This is a genomic window from Aquipseudomonas alcaligenes NBRC 14159 (genome assembly GCF_000467105.1).
Classification (GTDB): Bacteria; Pseudomonadota; Gammaproteobacteria; order Pseudomonadales; family Pseudomonadaceae; genus Aquipseudomonas; species Aquipseudomonas alcaligenes.
This window is the reverse complement of sequence record NZ_BATI01000005.1, coordinates 44,589-59,493: the sequence shown is the minus strand read 5'-3', so window position 1 is coordinate 59,493 and position 14,905 is coordinate 44,589. Positions and strand designations below refer to the sequence as shown.

Annotated in this window: 18 protein-coding genes; 13 read left to right on the top strand and 5 right to left on the bottom strand. The window is 63.3% G+C overall.

What is annotated here, in order from left to right:
* Positions 1 to 301 precede the first annotated feature (301 nt).
* From rpoE to pdxJ, 11 genes are all read left to right on the top strand, one after another.
* Positions 302 to 883 (top strand): RNA polymerase sigma factor RpoE, encoded by a 582-nt coding sequence (rpoE, locus tag PA6_RS02410; protein WP_021699277.1) that lies wholly within the window; start codon positions 302 to 304, stop codon positions 881 to 883.
* Positions 884 to 914: 31 nt separating this feature from the next.
* Positions 915 to 1,496: a sigma-E factor negative regulatory protein gene (locus PA6_RS02405; protein ID WP_021699276.1), complete on the top strand. Its 582-nt coding sequence runs from the start codon at positions 915 to 917 to the stop codon at positions 1,494 to 1,496.
* An 8-nt stretch (positions 1,497 to 1,504) separates the two neighbouring features.
* Positions 1,505 to 2,431 (top strand): MucB/RseB C-terminal domain-containing protein, encoded by a 927-nt coding sequence (locus PA6_RS02400; RefSeq protein WP_021699275.1) that lies wholly within the window; start codon positions 1,505 to 1,507, stop codon positions 2,429 to 2,431.
* 88 nt (positions 2,432 to 2,519) lie between these two features.
* A complete protein-coding gene (locus PA6_RS02395) occupies positions 2,520 to 3,941 on the top strand; it encodes a DegQ family serine endoprotease (RefSeq protein ID WP_021699274.1) in 1,422 nt (473 codons plus the stop codon).
* Positions 3,942 to 4,077: 136 nt separating this feature from the next.
* Complete coding sequence (lepA, locus tag PA6_RS02390; RefSeq protein ID WP_021699273.1) at positions 4,078 to 5,877, top strand: translation elongation factor 4; 1,800 nt, start codon at positions 4,078 to 4,080, stop codon at positions 5,875 to 5,877.
* Positions 5,878 to 5,882: 5 nt separating this feature from the next.
* Positions 5,883 to 6,734, top strand: a complete 852-nt coding sequence (gene lepB, locus PA6_RS02385; RefSeq protein ID WP_021699272.1) for a signal peptidase I — start codon at positions 5,883 to 5,885, stop codon at positions 6,732 to 6,734.
* 91 nt (positions 6,735 to 6,825) lie between these two features.
* Positions 6,826 to 7,203: a DUF4845 domain-containing protein gene (locus tag PA6_RS02380; protein WP_021699271.1), complete on the top strand. Its 378-nt coding sequence runs from the start codon at positions 6,826 to 6,828 to the stop codon at positions 7,201 to 7,203.
* The gene (rnc, locus tag PA6_RS02375) at positions 7,200 to 7,889 is read left to right on the top strand and encodes a ribonuclease III (protein WP_021699270.1); all 690 of its coding nucleotides are present in this window, start codon (positions 7,200 to 7,202) and stop codon (positions 7,887 to 7,889) included. The genes PA6_RS02380 and rnc overlap by 4 nt, the downstream gene beginning before the upstream one ends.
* Positions 7,882 to 8,784: a GTPase Era gene (gene era, locus PA6_RS02370; RefSeq protein WP_021699269.1), complete on the top strand. Its 903-nt coding sequence runs from the start codon at positions 7,882 to 7,884 to the stop codon at positions 8,782 to 8,784. Before rnc ends, era begins: the two co-directional genes overlap by 8 nt.
* A gap of 5 nt (positions 8,785 to 8,789) precedes the next feature.
* Positions 8,790 to 9,488 carry a DNA repair protein RecO gene (recO, locus tag PA6_RS02365; RefSeq protein ID WP_021699268.1) on the top strand — a complete coding sequence of 233 codons (699 nt, stop codon included), beginning with the start codon at positions 8,790 to 8,792 and terminating at the stop codon, positions 9,486 to 9,488.
* Positions 9,481 to 10,227 (top strand): pyridoxine 5'-phosphate synthase, encoded by a 747-nt coding sequence (pdxJ, locus tag PA6_RS02360; RefSeq protein WP_021699267.1) that lies wholly within the window; start codon positions 9,481 to 9,483, stop codon positions 10,225 to 10,227. The genes recO and pdxJ overlap by 8 nt, the downstream gene beginning before the upstream one ends.
* Before the next feature lie 3 nt (positions 10,228 to 10,230).
* Here pdxJ and PA6_RS02355 read toward each other — a convergent pair whose 3' ends face one another.
* From PA6_RS02355 to PA6_RS02335, 5 genes are all read right to left on the bottom strand, one after another.
* The gene (locus PA6_RS02355; protein ID WP_021699266.1) at positions 10,231 to 10,992 is read right to left on the bottom strand and encodes a substrate-binding periplasmic protein; all 762 of its coding nucleotides are present in this window, start codon (positions 10,990 to 10,992) and stop codon (positions 10,231 to 10,233) included.
* Between the two features lie 99 nt (positions 10,993 to 11,091).
* Positions 11,092 to 12,111, bottom strand: coding sequence for a GGDEF domain-containing protein (locus PA6_RS02350; RefSeq protein ID WP_021699265.1), 1,020 nt, complete (start codon positions 12,109 to 12,111; stop codon positions 11,092 to 11,094).
* A 114-nt stretch (positions 12,112 to 12,225) separates the two neighbouring features.
* The gene (locus tag PA6_RS02345; protein ID WP_021699264.1) at positions 12,226 to 12,408 is read right to left on the bottom strand and encodes a hypothetical protein; all 183 of its coding nucleotides are present in this window, start codon (positions 12,406 to 12,408) and stop codon (positions 12,226 to 12,228) included.
* A 70-nt stretch (positions 12,409 to 12,478) separates the two neighbouring features.
* Positions 12,479 to 12,688: a cold-shock protein gene (locus tag PA6_RS02340; RefSeq protein WP_021699263.1), complete on the bottom strand. Its 210-nt coding sequence runs from the start codon at positions 12,686 to 12,688 to the stop codon at positions 12,479 to 12,481.
* 168 nt (positions 12,689 to 12,856) lie between these two features.
* On the bottom strand, positions 12,857 to 13,576 hold the full coding sequence (locus PA6_RS02335) for an endonuclease (RefSeq protein WP_021699262.1): 720 nt from the start codon (positions 13,574 to 13,576) through the stop codon (positions 12,857 to 12,859).
* Positions 13,577 to 13,673: 97 nt separating this feature from the next.
* Here PA6_RS02335 and PA6_RS02330 point away from each other — a divergent pair, with 97 nt between their 5' ends.
* Together PA6_RS02330 and PA6_RS02325 are read left to right on the top strand one after the other, a co-directional pair.
* A complete protein-coding gene (locus tag PA6_RS02330) occupies positions 13,674 to 14,021 on the top strand; it encodes a hypothetical protein (RefSeq protein ID WP_043216179.1) in 348 nt (115 codons plus the stop codon).
* A 94-nt stretch (positions 14,022 to 14,115) separates the two neighbouring features.
* Positions 14,116 to 14,895, top strand: coding sequence for a PP2C family protein-serine/threonine phosphatase (locus tag PA6_RS02325; protein WP_043216178.1), 780 nt, complete (start codon positions 14,116 to 14,118; stop codon positions 14,893 to 14,895).
* Positions 14,896 to 14,905 lie beyond the last annotated feature (10 nt).

Here is a 14,905-nt window from a genome sequence, read left to right as displayed (position 1 = left end):
GGGGTGATGCGCACAATAGCCAGGCTTATGACGCAATAATGCGAATCGGAACTTTCTTAGTCACTCAGGTTCCAAAGGAAGTTGTCGACATCATGGCTACCCTTCATGGGCGGTCAGTGGGTCGGCTGCAAGGATCATTCAGGCAGTGGCTGGACCCAGCCACTGCTCCGTTTTGCGTAGGCCTCGACGGCCTCGCGAAGCTTGTTCGGAGGGGAGAACTTTTGCACAGCGCCCGAGTCTATCTTGGCAGACCGACAGACTGGACGATGCTGACCCCCTCCGAGACGAACGAGGAGTATTCATGCTAGCCCAGGAAGACGATCAGCAGCTGGTCGAGCGTGTGCAGCGGGGCGACAAACGAGCCTTCGACCTGCTGGTGCTCAAGTACCAGCACAAGATTCTCGGTCTGGTGGTGCGTTTCGTACATGACAGTCATGAGGCGCAGGATGTCGCCCAGGAAGCGTTCATCAAGGCCTACCGGGCGTTGGGCAACTTCCGTGGTGACAGTGCGTTCTACACCTGGCTGTACCGCATCGCCATCAACACGGCGAAGAACTATCTGGTTTCGCGCGGTCGCCGACCGCCGGACAGTGATGTCAGCGCCGAGGATGCCGAGTTCTACGAGGGCGACCACGCCCTGAAGGACATCGAGTCGCCGGAGCGCGCCATGTTGCGGGATGAGATCGAGGCCACCGTGCATCGAACCATCCAGCAGTTGCCGGAAGACCTGCGTACGGCACTGACCCTGCGCGAGTTCGACGGTCTGAGTTACGAGGACATTGCCAATGTGATGCAGTGTCCGGTTGGCACCGTGAGGTCACGGATCTTCCGTGCTCGCGAGGCCATCGATAAAGCCCTGCAGCCGTTGCTGCAGGAAGCCTGAGACAGCGGCGACAGCCAAGAGAGGAAACGCCATGAGTCGTGAAGCCCTGCAGGAATCGCTGTCCGCGGTGATGGATAACGAAGCGGACGAACTGGAGCTGCGTCGAGTGCTGGCTGCCGCCGGCGACGATGCCGAGTTGCGAGGCACCTGGTCGCGCTACCAGCTTGCCCGCGCGGTGATGCACAAGGAGCTGCTGGAGCCGCGCCTGGATATCGCTGCGGCGGTTTCCGCCGCGCTGGCCGAAGAGGCGCTGCCTGCGCCTGCCGCAACGCGCTCCTGGCGCACCCTCGGGCGCGTGGCGGTAGCCGCCTCCGTGACCCTGGCGGTTCTGGCCGGTGTGCGTTTCTACAATCAGGACGAGCTGTCCGGTGCTCAGTTGGCCCAGCAGGCCGGTCAGCCGAGTCTGACCCTGCCGCAGGTGCAGGGGCCGGCGGTGCTGGCAGGCTATACCGAGTCCGCCGCGCCGGTGCGGCAGAACGTGCAGCAGCCTGCCTCCGGCTGGTATGAGCAGCGTCTGCCGAACTACCTGCGCCAGCATGCGCAACAGGCGGCTGCCAGCGGGAATGATTCGGTCCTGCCCTATGCCCGTGCCGCCAGCCTGGAAAACCGCTGAGAGCCTCTATGCGCGTCGTCCTTCTCGCCATGCTCGGCAGCTGTCTGGTTCAGCCCGTCCAGGCAGCCGAGAGCTGGCTGCAGCGCCTGACCCAGGCCGAGCATCAGAGTTTTCAGGGTACTTTCATCTACGAGCGTAACGGCAGCTTCTCCACCCATGCCGTCTGGCACAAGGGTGGTGATGAGAGGATCAGCGAGCGGCTGCTGCAGCTCGATGGTCCGGCTCAGGAAGTCTTGCGGGTCGACGGCCGACCGCAGTGCATGACCGACGCCCTGGCTGGGCAGGCGGTCGAGGCGCAGTGGCCGGCTCGTGAGCTGAACGCGGCGCAGCTGCAGCAGCATTACGACCTGCGCGTGCTGGGCAGTTCGCGGGTCGCCGGTCGCGCCGCTACCGTGCTGGCGCTGATTCCCCGCGATCGCCATCGCTACGCCTTCGAGCTGCATCTGGATGACGAGACGGCGCTGCCACTGAAGTCGTTGCTGATCAACGAGAAGGGGCAGTTGCTGGAGCGCTTCCAGTTCATCAGCCTGGCGTCTTTCGAGAATGAAAATGCGCTGCAGCCGAGCGCTGCCTGCAAGCCGGTCAGCTTCGACAAGTCGCCCGATGGTCTTTCGCAGTCCTGGCAGGCCGGCTGGGTGCCGCCTGGTTTCGAGTTGACCCAGGCGCTGGAGAGAACCAGCCCGCTGTCTCCCGAGCCGGTGGCCTACCTGCTCTACGGTGACGGTCTGGCGCGTTTCAGTATTTTTCTCGAGCCGCTGCAGGGCGCTGCCGCCGAAGACGCGCGCAGCCAGTTTGGGCCGACGGCCGTGGTATCCCGGCGCATGAGCACTGCCGAAGGTGACGTGATGGTTACCGTGGTGGGGGAGATTCCCCTGGGCACCGCCGAGCGTGTGGCGCTGTCGATGCAGGGTGGTGACGCCAAGAGCGCGCAGTGAATTTCGATGGTCGCGACCGCCGGGTGCGTCATGCGCCCCGAGCGGGTGCGAATTTGTCCTGTCTTCCGAGTGGATGGAGCTGATGTCCATGCGTAGCCTGAAATCCTCGTTTTCCGGCCTTTGTGCCCTGCTGCTGCTGGGCCAGGTATCCCTGGCGCAGGCGGAACTCCCCGAGTTCACCGAGCTGGTGCAGGATGCTTCGCCTGCCGTGGTGAATATCAGTACCCGACAGAAGCTGCCGCAGCGCGAAGTGGCGATCCAGGGGCAGATGCCGGATCTCGAAGGGCTGCCGCCGATGTTTCGCGAGTTCTTCGAGCGCAATGTCCCGCAGATGCCGCGTGGCCCAGGCGGCCGGCAGCGCGAGGCGCAGTCGCTGGGCTCGGGGTTCATCATCTCCGATGATGGCTATGTGCTGACCAACAATCACGTGGTGGCTGACGCCGACGAGATCATCGTACGTCTTTCGGACCGCAGTGAGCTGGAAGCCAAGCTGATCGGCGCCGATCCGCGCACCGACGTGGCGCTGCTCAAGGTCGACGGCAAGGACCTGCCTACGGTCAAGCTGGGCAAGTCGGATGCGCTCAAGGTGGGCGAGTGGGTGCTGGCCATCGGTTCGCCGTTCGGCTTCGATCACTCGGTGACCGCCGGCATCGTCTCCGCCAAAGGGCGCAGCCTGCCCAACGAGAACTACGTGCCCTTCATTCAGACCGACGTGGCGATCAATCCGGGTAACTCCGGCGGCCCGCTGTTCAATCTGGACGGCGAAGTGGTCGGCATCAACTCGCAGATCTTCACCCGCTCCGGCGGCTTCATGGGGCTGTCTTTCGCCATCCCGATCGATGTGGCGATGGATGTGGCCAATCAGCTGAAGAGCGCGGGCAAGGTCAACCGTGGCTGGCTGGGTGTGGTGATCCAGGAGGTCAACAAGGATCTGGCCGAGTCCTTCGGGCTGGACAAGCCGGCCGGCGCCCTGGTGGCCCAGGTGCTCGAGGAGGGCCCCGCAGCCAAGGGTGGCCTGCAGGTCGGCGATGTGATCCTCAGCCTCAACGGCCAGCCGATCGTCATGTCGGCCGATCTGCCGCACCTGGTCGGGGCGCTCAAGCCTGGCGAGCAGGCCGCTCTGGAAGTGGTGCGCGAGGGCGAGCGCAAGACCATCAAGCTGGCCATCGGCGCTCTCCCCGAAGAGGGTGAGGAAGTCGCGCTGGGCGCTGCCGAGGGTGTCGAGCGCAGCAGCAATCGGCTGGGCGTCTCGGTGGTGGAGCTGAGTGGCGAGCAGAAGAAAGCGCTCGACCTGCGCGGTGGCGTGGTCATCAAGGACGTGCAGAACGGCCCGGCAGCGCTGATCGGTCTGCGCCCCGGCGATATCATCACGCACCTGAACAATCAGGCCATCACTTCTGCCAAGCAGTTTGCCGAAGTGGCCAAGGCGCTACCGGTCAACCGCTCGGTGTCCATGCGCGTGCTGCGTCAGGGGCGCGCCAGCTTCATTACCTTCAAGTTGGCCGAATAAGCCGGCTGGCGAGTGAAAAGGGCGGCTTCGGCCGCCCTTTTCATGCCTGCCCGTGACGGCCCGGTCGCCGATCGGGTAGAATCCCCGGCTATTTTTCGGCGGGCAGCCTGCCTGCGGCTTTTTCGAGTGTTGATCCGTGAGTGACCTGAGTCATATCCGCAATTTTTCCATCATCGCCCACATCGATCATGGCAAGTCGACCCTGGCCGACCGCTTCATCCAGATCTGTGGCGGCTTGTCCGACCGCGAGATGGAAGCCCAGGTCCTGGACTCCATGGACCTGGAGCGTGAGCGCGGCATCACCATCAAGGCGCACAGTGTGACCCTGCACTACCCGGCGCAGGACGGTAAGACCTACCAGCTGAACTTCATCGACACTCCCGGCCACGTCGACTTCACCTATGAAGTCAGCCGCTCGCTGGCCGCCTGTGAGGGCGCGATCCTGGTGGTGGATGCCGGCCAGGGCGTGGAGGCACAGTCGGTCGCCAACTGCTACACCGCCATCGAGCAGGGCCTTGAGGTCATGCCGGTGCTGAACAAGATGGACCTGCCGCAGGCCGAGCCGGAGCGGGTCAAGGACGAGATCGAGCACATCATCGGCATCGATGCGACCGACGCCGTGCCCTGCAGTGCCAAGAGCGGCATGGGCGTGATCGACGTGCTGGAACACCTGGTCAAGGTGATTCCGCCGCCAGAGGGCGAACTCGACGCGCCGCTGCAGGCACTGATCATCGACTCCTGGTTCGACAACTACCTGGGCGTGGTCTCGCTGGTGCGGGTCAAGCACGGTCGGGTAAAGAAGGGCGACAAGATCCTGGTCAAGTCGACCGGCAAGATGCACCAGGTCGACAGCGTCGGCGTGTTCACTCCGAAGCACACCGAGACCCCCGACCTCAAGGCGGGCGAGGTGGGCTTCATCATCGCCGGCATCAAGGACATTCACGGCGCGCCGGTGGGCGATACCCTGACCCTGTCCACTACCCCGGACGTCGATGTGCTGCCGGGCTTCAAGCGGGTCAAGCCGCAGGTCTACGCTGGCCTGTTCCCGGTCAGTTCCGATGATTTCGAGGACTTCCGCGAAGCCCTGCAGAAGCTGACCCTGAACGACGCTGCCCTGCAGTACGAGCCGGAAAGTTCTGACGCCCTGGGCTTCGGTTTCCGCATCGGCTTCCTCGGTATGCTGCACATGGAGATCATCCAGGAGCGCCTGGAGCGCGAGTATGACCTGGACCTGATCACCACCGCGCCGACCGTGATCTTCGAAGTGGAGATGAAGAACGGCGAGACGATCTACGTCGACAACCCGTCCAAGCTCCCCGATCCGGCCGGCATTCTCGATATGCGCGAGCCGATCGTGCGCGCCAATATCCTGGTGCCGCAGGAGCACCTGGGCAACGTCATCACCCTGTGCATCGAGAAGCGCGGCGTGCAGCGCGACCTGCAGTTCCTCAGCAGCCAGGTGCAGGTCTCCTACGACCTGCCGATGAACGAGGTGGTGCTGGACTTCTTCGACCGCCTCAAGTCGGTGAGCCGCGGTTACGCCTCGCTGGACTACAGCTTCGATCGCTTCCAGTCGGCCAACCTGGTGCGTCTGGACGTGATGATCAACGGCGAGAAGGTCGACGCTCTGGCGCTGATCGTGCACCGTGATCGTGCTCACCAGAAAGGCCGGGTGCTGACCGAGAAGATGAAAGAACTGATCCCGCGGCAGATGTTCGACGTGGCGATCCAGGCGGCCATTGGCGGCCAGATCATCGCCCGGACCACGGTCAAGGCATTGCGCAAGAACGTATTGGCCAAGTGCTACGGCGGTGACGTCAGCCGTAAGAAGAAGCTGCTGGAGAAGCAGAAGGCCGGTAAGAAAAGGATGAAGCAGGTCGGCAGCGTGGAAATCCCGCAGGAAGCCTTCCTCGCCGTACTCAAGGTGGATAGTTAACTCCCATGTCGTTCAACTTCCCGCTGATTCTGGTCATCGCCGTCGCTGTGTGCGGCGCTCTCGCTCTGCTGGATCTGCTGCTGCTGGCGCCGCGGCGCCGGGCGGCCATCGCGACCTACGAGGGCCAGGTCAGCGAGCCGGACGAACAGGTTCTGCAGCGTCTGAACAAGGAGCCGTTGCTGGTTGAGTACGGAAAGTCGTTCTTTCCGGTGCTGGCCATCGTCCTGGTGCTGCGCTCCTTCCTGCTGGAGCCGTTCCAGATTCCCTCCGGCTCGATGAAACCGACTCTGGAAGTGGGCGACTTCATTCTGGTCAACAAGTTTGCCTATGGCATCCGCCTGCCGGTGATCGATACCAAGATCATCGAAGTCGGTGATCCGCAGCGTGGCGATGTCATGGTCTTCCGCTACCCGAGCAACCCGAGCATCAACTACATCAAGCGTGTGGTCGGCCTGCCGGGGGATCGCATCGCCTACACGGCAGACAAGCATCTGCTGGTCAACGGCCAGCTGGTAGCCGAGACGCTGCTCGGCGAGGAGCCCGGTTCTCTGGGGCGCACCCTGCTGTACAAGGAGAAGCTGGGTGAGGCGGAGCACATGATCCGCAAGCAGCTACATCGCAATGTCCGGCCGGGCGACGAGTGGGTAGTGCCGCAAGGGCATTACTTCATGATGGGTGACAACCGCGACGACTCCAACGACAGCCGCTACTGGCAGGACGCGCATATTGCCAAGGAAGACTGGGGCATGGTCCCCGACCGCAATATCGTGGGCAAGGCGTTCGCCGTCTGGATGACCTGGTCCGAGCCAAAGCTGCGCAGCCTGCCGAACTTTTCCCGGGTCGGTCTGATTCGCTGATCGCCTGGTTTTGCGAGGCGCTGTTCAACCTGGCAGCGCCTGCTTAGATATAGTCATCACCATCACAACAACATTGAATTTGGGGTCGACCATGAAACTTGCGCGTTCGCAGAAAGGCATGTCCATGCTGGGCTGGATGACTGTATTGGCACTGGTGGCTTTTTTTGCCAGTACGGCCTTCAAGATGTTTCCGCATTACATGGATTTCATGGCGCTGGAAAGTATGATCACTAAAGTCGAGACTGAGCCCAGCCTTGATGTTCGCACCGTTCGTGATTTTTACGAGCACATCGAGAAGGGGATGACGGTTAATGGTATCCGTGACCTCAAGCTTGAGGATGCTATCGAGATCAAGCTGGAAAATAACGAGTTCCTCGTTCATCTCAAGTATGAGAAGCGCGAGCACCTGATCGAAAATCTCGATCTGGTTGCCAACTTCGACAAAGAATTCCGAATCCGAGCCCAGTGAGCCAATCTCTTTCCCGTCTCGAGCGTCGGCTCGGCCATACCTTCCAGAATCAGGAGTTGATGCTCCTAGCGCTGACGCACCGCAGTTTCGCCGGGCGCAACAATGAGCGTCTGGAATTCCTCGGTGATGCCATCCTCAACTTCGTTGCCGGTGAGGCGCTGTTCGAGCGCTTCCCGCAGGCACGCGAGGGGCAGCTGTCGCGACTGCGCGCGCGCCTAGTCAAGGGTGAAACCCTGGCTGTGCTGGCCCGAGGCTTCGAGCTGGGTGAGTACCTGCGCCTGGGGTCAGGGGAATTGAAGAGCGGTGGTTTTCGTCGCGAGTCGATTCTGGCCGATGCACTGGAAGCGCTGATCGGCGCCATCTACCTGGATGCCGGCATGGATGTGGCGCGTGCCCGTGTCCTCGACTGGTTGACCAACGAGCTGGACGGCCTGACCCTGGTGGATACCAACAAGGACCCCAAGACCCGCCTGCAGGAGTTCCTGCAGTCGCGTGCCGTCGAGCTGCCGCGCTATGAGGTGGTGGATATCCAGGGCGAGCCGCATTGCCGGACCTTCTTCGTGCAGTGCGAAATCGCCCTGCTGACCGACAAGACCCAGGGGCAGGGCGCCAGCCGGCGCATCGCCGAGCAGGTGGCTGCTGCCGCCGCGCTGGTGGCCCTGGGCGTGGAGAACAGCCATGACTGATGCACCCGTGACCCGTTGTGGCTATGTCGCCATCGTCGGCCGCCCCAACGTGGGCAAGTCGACACTGCTCAACCATATTCTCGGGCAGAAGCTGGCGATCACCTCGCGCAAGCCACAGACTACCCGCCACAACATGCTCGGCATCAAGACCGAGGGTGAGGTGCAGGCCGTCTATGTCGATACGCCCGGCCTGCACAAGCACAACGACAAGGCGCTCAACCGCTACATGAATCGCAGTGCATCGACTGCGCTCAAGGACGTCGACGTGGTGGTGTTCGTGGTCGACCGCACCCGCTGGACCGACGAGGACCAGATGGTGCTGGAGAAGGTCCAGCATGTGCAGTGCCCGATCCTGCTGGCGGTGAACAAGGCGGATCGCCTGGAAGACAAGAGCGAACTGCTGCCGCACCTGGAGTGGCTGGCCAGCCAGCTGCCGCAGGCCGAAGTGGTGCCGATCTCCGCGCTGCACGGGCAGAACCTCGATACCCTGGAGCGCCTGGTTGCCGAGCATCTGCCGGAGTCCGAGCACTTCTACCCGGAAGACCAGATCACCGATCGTTCCAGCCGTTTCCTGGCCGCCGAGCTGATTCGCGAGAAGATCATGCGCCAGCTCGGCGCCGAGCTGCCGTACCAGATCACTGTGGAAATCGAGGAGTTCAAGCAGGAGGGGCGCGTTCTGCATATCCACGGCCTGATCCTGGTGGAGCGCGACGGGCAGAAGAAGATCATCATTGGCGACAAGGGTGAGCGCATCAAACGCATCGGCCAGGATGCGCGCAAGGACATGGAAACCATGTTCGACTCCAAGGTGATGCTCAACCTCTGGGTCAAGGTGAAGGGTGGCTGGTCCGATGATGAGCGCGCCCTGCGCTCGCTGGGCTACACCGACTTCTGATCCCTATGCTCTCCGGCGCGCTTCCGGCCTTCGTCCTGCATAGCTGGCCCTATAAGGAAACCAGCGCGCTGGTCGATTTCCTTACCCCGCAAGGGCGCCTGCGCGCGGTGCTGCGTGGTGCGCGTGGCAAGGCTGGTGGTCTGGCCCGGCCCTTCGCCCCTCTGGAGCTGGAGCTGCGCGGGCGCGGCGAACTGAAGAACGTGGCGCGCCTGGAGGCTTCCGGGCTGGCGGTATGGCTTCAGGGGCAGACGCTCTACAGTGGGCTCTATCTCAATGAGCTGCTGCTGCGCCTGCTGCCCGCCGAGGATGCTCATCCTGGCCTGTTCGAACACTATGCCCTGACCCTGCAGGCGCTGGCCGCCAATCCTCCGCTGGAGCCGCTGTTGCGCGCCTTCGAATGGCGCCTGCTGGACGAGCTGGGCTATGGTTTCGCCCTGGATATCGATATTGCCGGTCGACCCATCACCGCTGAAGGGCTGTACCGCCTGCAGCCGGATGCCGGTCTGGAGCCGGTTGGACAATTACAGCCCGGTCTGTTTCAGGGCGCCGACTTGCTGGCGATGGCCGAGGCCGACTGGTCATCTCCCGGGGCTCTGGCTGCCGCCAAGCGCCTGATGCGCCAGGCCCTGGCTCCTCACCTGGGCGGACGACCGCTGGTCAGCCGCGAACTTTTCATGACTCTCAAGGAACCTGCTCGTGACTGAAGCCAACCGCATTCTCCTCGGCGTCAACATCGACCACGTCGCCACCCTGCGCCAGGCCCGCGGCACTCGTTACCCGGACCCGGTCAAGGCGGCGCTGGACGCTGAAGAGGCGGGCGCCGACGGCATCACCGTGCACTTGCGCGAGGATCGCCGGCATATCCAGGAGCGCGATGTTCGCGTGCTCAAGGACGTGCTGCAGACGCGCATGAACTTCGAGATGGGCGTGACCGACTTCATGCTCGACTTCGCCGAGCAGATCCGTCCCGAGCACGTCTGCCTGGTGCCGGAGACCCGTCAGGAGCTGACCACCGAGGGTGGCCTCGACGTGGCTGGTCAGGAAGAGCGGATCAGGGCCGCGGTACAGCGTCTGAGCAAGCTGGGTTGCGAGGTATCCTTGTTCATCGACGCCGAGGAGCGGCAAATCGAAGCATCCCGGCGCATTGGTGCACCGGCCATCGAGCTGCACACCGGACGTTACGCCGATGCCCACACGCCTGAGGAGGCTGCCCGTGAGCTGGCGCGCATCCGTGATGGCGTGGCCTGCGGCCTGGCTCATGGCCTGATCGTCAACGCCGGCCACGGCCTGCACTACCACAACGTCGAGCCGGTAGCGGCAATCGCCGGGGTGCACGAGTTGAACATCGGTCACGCCATCGTCGCCCATGCGTTGTTCGTCGGCTTCAAGGGTGCCGTGGCGGAAATGAAGCAGCTGATAGTCGCCGCCGCCAACCGCGGCTGAGGTTTATTCAGCGCGCAGCGCATGCTCGCGATGAGTGTCGAGGATGCGCTGGTACTCACCGCTATCCTGCAGTCGGCGTAGACCGCCGTCGAACTCGTTGAGCAACTGCTGGGCGTCGGCCCGCTTGCGTGGCACCAGAAAGTGCAGGGTGTGACTGCCGACTGCCTGTCGGGAGACATGGAAGCGTTGGTGGCTGACTCCCGAGAGGTGAATGGCGCGTTCGCCCAGCAGGCTGTCGGCGATGAAGAAGTCGTCGCGGCCCATGTCGATCAGGCGAGCACAGGCCGTGAGGTCCTGCGGTTGATGGACCAGCAGCTTCCCCGCCGCCAGCAGTTCGCTCACGCGGGGTGCCGGCTGCCAGCCGAGTGGCACGCAGATGCGCCTGCCGGCCAGCTGTTCCAGTTTGTCGGGTTCCAGGGCATCGTCGACGCGGCTGAACAGTCGTTGGGTGATCTCGTAGAGAGGGGCTGAGAACAGGTAGTCGGCTTCTCGTTCGGCCGTTTTCAGGTAGGGAAAGGTGGCGTCGAACTGGCCGCGGAGCGTGGCCTGGTAGCCACGTTTCCACGGCAGCCAGCTCAGCTTGGGCTGATGCCCGGCCTGCAGCAGCGCCTGCTGAACCAGTTCGGTCAGCATGCCGCCCTGGGGCAGTTCGCGGTCGGTGAATGGTGCGTAGTCGTCGCCGGTCACCAGCTGGACGGGCGCGGCACTGGCCAGGCCGCTGAGCAGCAGGCTGATGGTCAGCGGCAGAAGCAGGCGTATCGTCATGGTGTGCGCAGAGCTTTGCGGTCGGGGAGGTGGGGGCTGCACAGGCATTCTAGTCCAGGGCTATGGACCAGCCTGGGCGCTGTGCCCCGGCCGATTGGTCTAGTGGCTGGGTGCCAGGTCGCCGCCTGTTGCTCTGTCGATGATGACGCAATTGCGTCCGCTGCTTTTGGCCCGGTAAAGGCACTGGTCGGCACGCTGCAGCCATTGTCCCCAGGGTTCGTCGTTGCGCAGCATGGCGCCGCCGATCGAAACGGTAACTGCGCCGCCAGGGCCGCTCAACTGCTCGCGTACCGAGACCAGCAGGTGCTGCGCGGCGGCCTCCAGGCCCTGCAGGTCGACATCCGGCAGGAGCAGGAGGAACTCCTCGCCGCCGAAGCGGAACAGTCGGTCTTCCTGGCGTGAACAGGCCTTGATCAGCTTTACGTAGTCGATCAGTACCTGATCTCCGGCCTGGTGGCCGTGCTGGTCATTGATCTGCTTGAAGTGGTCCAGGTCCATGGCCAGCACGCCATAGCTGCGGCCATGCCGGCGTTTGCTGGACACTGCGATCTTCAGTTCCTCGTTCATGGCCCGGCGGTTGCGTGCGCCGGTCAGTGGGTCCTGAATGGCCAGGGCCTGCAGCTGCTCGCGCTGGGTGCGGGTGCGGTAGGCGAAGATGAAGGTCAGGATGCCGGCCATGGCGTTGGTCACCAGGAAGGACACCATCTGATACTGGCTTTCGAACACGCTGCCGGGCACCCACAGGGCATGCGCGACCAGGCCGAGGAGCACCAGCAGGGTGGCGACGATGGCCTTGCCGGGCGAGACCATGAAGAAGTTGAAGAGGATCAGTGGGTAGATCCAGAACAGGCCGTTGACGCCCAGGTTGATGGCGATCAGTGTCGCGCCCACGGAAAACACGGCGGCCAGGTAGATGCCCGGTTTTTCCGTATCACCGGTGCGCCAGGCGTAGGCCACGGCGGATAGTGTCGACAGCACGATCACGCTATCGGCGATGCCCACCAGCAGGTTGCCGTGGAGCAGGCGATAAAAGGCGTAGGGGCTGATGCCGAGCACGCCAATGACACCCATGAGGGTGATGATAGACAGCTGGAAATCGTTGCGCAGTCGCTTGAACATCAGCGAGATCTCTGGCCAGTGGCGCGTTTTTCGTTGTTATGAGATCAAGGATGCAGGGCTTTGTGCGTGTCGGCAAGGAACTGTTAGGCAAAGTGCCAGTAGCGCTGGGGCTGCTTATTTCTTGCCGATCACGATATGTCGGCTCGGCGCGCTCCAGGACTGGCCGCTGACACCTTTGGCGATCTGCTGGATTTCGCCGCCGGAGTTGAGGAAGGCTGCCACCTGGGCTTCAAGGGATTCACTGGTTGCCACGGCCGCTTGCGGCTTGGGCTGCTGGGTGGACTTCTTGGCGCTCATGGTATTCCTCTATCTTGCAGGGATAAAAAAACCGGCCCTGAGGCCGGTTCCTTGCGGCGCAGTGCAGGTCTTAGATGACCTGGACTTCGTCGGCTTGCATGCCTTTCTGGCCTTGTACGGCGATGAAGGAGACCTGCTGGCCTTCCTTCAGGCTTTTGAAGCCGGCGCTCTGGATGGAGCGGTAGTGCACGAACAGGTCGGCGCCGCTTTCCGGAGTGATGAAGCCGAAGCCTTTCTCATCGTTGAACCACTTGACGGTGCCAGTTTGACGTACGGACATGGGATTTCTCCTTGAACAAAGTGAACACAGCGCTGGAACAGCCCAGGCCATGACTGAGTGCAAAGAGTAAAGAAACCGAGGGAGGTTGGACCGAAATCTAAACCGGTCGATTTGCGGTGACACATGCAGCACAGTACTCGCTACCCTACAGGCAAAGTGCCAAAACACCTAATCATTTTTGCCTTTTCCGGTAAATGACCCGGCGCAGCTGCGCAGATCGACGGAGCCGACGAAAGGGTTGCCCCAGCCCATGACGCAGGCGATGCGCTGGTTGCGCTGGCGCTCCCAGGATTCCACCGGGTAATGCCTGCTCCAGGCTTCGAACAGACGGCGCTCCTGCTTGGACAGGCGCAGGCCGTAACGCTGGCTCATGTAGAAGTAGGTGCGGGCGATCATCCCGCGTACCTTGGGCCTTGGCATCGCCTTGCCGGCCTTGAAGTCGACCACCATCGGGCAGGCACCGTACTGAGTGGGCGGCTGGGGCAGCCAGGCGAAGGACAGGTTGCTGCGATCACCGTTGATCTCGCCGATGCTGGGCACCAGATTGAACAGGTCCGCCTCGGCGCGGCGGAAGGTTTCGTCGCTGCGTGCACACTGCTTGCGGCCGCCCTGCTGCCAGCAGCGGAGCTGATGGCCGATGACCCACGCCGGTACCAGATGCTCCCACTCGATGCGCGCCGCGCGTTGCGGGTTCTTGCGTGGCTGGTAGCCGCAGCTCTTCAGGTCGACCCGATTGCCGTTGTAGCGGCAGCCGCAGTAGAACTCCACCGACTGCTGGGCATAGAGCGACCAGGCGATCTTCTTGGCTTCGGCGAAGGTGCGTGGCGGTTCGGCGAGCGTCGGTAGGGCGACGCAGCAGAGCAGCAGCAAGGCGAGGAGCTTGGGCATGGATACGGCATCCCAAAAAGAGCCGCATCATACCGGCTCGGCGCCCCGTGCCAAGCATGGCAGGGCGCTGGCGCCAGGCGTAGCATCGATGGCCTGAATGTTCGAAGAGACAGTCGTTATGCGCTATCCGTTGCTGTTGCTGGCCACCCTGTGCGGCAGCCAGGTCCTGGCGAACGAGCCGCCGCGCTCGCGGCCCGTGCCCATCGAGTACGTCAGCCCCGGCGCTTCCGGCAGTGTCAGCGGCTCCAGTTACAGCCAGCGCCATGACCTGTATGGCGGCCACGCCGTTCCCATTCAGGGATATGGCAGTCGCGAGGTGCAGATCCACGGCGGTTCCAGCGTGCGCCAGAGCGACGGTATCCGCCAGAGCACCGAGTATCCGGGCGGCATCGAGGTGCAGCGTTATCCGGGGCAGAGTGGCTATGAGGTGCAGCGCCGCCGCTGACGACTGTTTAACAGTTCGCGCGCTTCGGGCTGACAGCCGGGGCTTGGCGCAGCATCATGCACGGCAGTGCAGATTCATAAGGTAAGCAGCAGCCATGTCGATGCAGTCCCTGGGGTTCGCGGCGCAGAGCGTCGCGGGCCGGGTTCGTGGGCATAACGAAGACGCCGTGCTCTGCCTCCCCGAGCTCGGCCTGTGGGCAGTGGCCGATGGTATGGGCGGGCATGAGTGTGGTGAAGTCGCCAGTGCCCTGGCCCTGGACACGTTGCGCCAGTCCGTCGTCGCCGGTAGCGGTCTTGAATCCTCCATCCACGCAGCGCACCAGGCGATCCTCGCGGCGGTGCAGGAGGAGGATGGCCGGCGCATGGGCAGTACCGTGGTGGCCGTGCGTTTCGTCGACGCCGACTACGAGGTGGCCTGGATCGGCGATAGCCGTGCCTACCGCATCAGCCTGGACGGCATTGAGCGCCTTACCCGCGACCACAGCTGGGTGCAGGCGATGATCGATGCGGGCGAGCTGAGCCTCGCCGAAGCACGCCAGCATCCGCGGCGCAACATCGTGACCCAGTGCCTGGGGCAGGGCGAGCAGGAGCTCGAGGTCGGGCGTGTGCAGGGCAGCCTGGCGCCCGGCGAACTGCTGCTGCTGTGCAGCGACGGCCTGACCGGCGAGTTGACCGACGAGCAGATCCAGGAAGTCTGTGCCGGTGCCGCCACCCTCGATGAGCTGGTCGACGAGCTGATAGGGCTGGCCAATCGGCTGGGCGGCAAGGACAATATCTCCTGCATCGTGCTGGGTCGTAGCATGGCGGAATCGACGGAGATCGACGCCAGGCCGCGCAACTTCCTCAGCCGTTGGCTCCATTCCCGCAAGCACTGAATGATCGACG

Excerpts from the sequence above, each read along its gene's own strand:
- era (WP_021699269.1), top strand. The coding sequence starts at position 7,882 with ATGACTGATGCACCCGTGACCCGTTGTGGCTATGTCGCCATCGTCGGC.
- lepB (WP_021699272.1), top strand. The coding sequence starts at position 5,883 with ATGTCGTTCAACTTCCCGCTGATTCTGGTCATCGCCGTCGCTGTGTGC.
- PA6_RS02380 (WP_021699271.1), top strand. The coding sequence starts at position 6,826 with ATGAAACTTGCGCGTTCGCAGAAAGGCATGTCCATGCTGGGCTGGATG.
- PA6_RS02345 (WP_021699264.1), bottom strand. The coding sequence starts at position 12,408 with ATGAGCGCCAAGAAGTCCACCCAGCAGCCCAAGCCGCAAGCGGCCGTG.
- PA6_RS02330 (WP_043216179.1), top strand. The coding sequence starts at position 13,674 with ATGTTCGAAGAGACAGTCGTTATGCGCTATCCGTTGCTGTTGCTGGCC.
- PA6_RS02350 (WP_021699265.1), bottom strand. The coding sequence starts at position 12,111 with ATGTTCAAGCGACTGCGCAACGATTTCCAGCTGTCTATCATCACCCTC.
- PA6_RS02395 (WP_021699274.1), top strand. The coding sequence starts at position 2,520 with ATGCGTAGCCTGAAATCCTCGTTTTCCGGCCTTTGTGCCCTGCTGCTG.
- recO (WP_021699268.1), top strand. The coding sequence starts at position 8,790 with ATGCTCTCCGGCGCGCTTCCGGCCTTCGTCCTGCATAGCTGGCCCTAT.
- PA6_RS02340 (WP_021699263.1), bottom strand. The coding sequence starts at position 12,688 with ATGTCCGTACGTCAAACTGGCACCGTCAAGTGGTTCAACGATGAGAAA.
- PA6_RS02355 (WP_021699266.1), bottom strand. The coding sequence starts at position 10,992 with ATGACGATACGCCTGCTTCTGCCGCTGACCATCAGCCTGCTGCTCAGC.
- PA6_RS02405 (WP_021699276.1), top strand. The coding sequence starts at position 915 with ATGAGTCGTGAAGCCCTGCAGGAATCGCTGTCCGCGGTGATGGATAAC.
- PA6_RS02400 (WP_021699275.1), top strand. The coding sequence starts at position 1,505 with ATGCGCGTCGTCCTTCTCGCCATGCTCGGCAGCTGTCTGGTTCAGCCC.
- PA6_RS02335 (WP_021699262.1), bottom strand. The coding sequence starts at position 13,576 with ATGCCCAAGCTCCTCGCCTTGCTGCTGCTCTGCTGCGTCGCCCTACCG.
- rpoE (WP_021699277.1), top strand. The coding sequence starts at position 302 with ATGCTAGCCCAGGAAGACGATCAGCAGCTGGTCGAGCGTGTGCAGCGG.
- PA6_RS02325 (WP_043216178.1), top strand. The coding sequence starts at position 14,116 with ATGTCGATGCAGTCCCTGGGGTTCGCGGCGCAGAGCGTCGCGGGCCGG.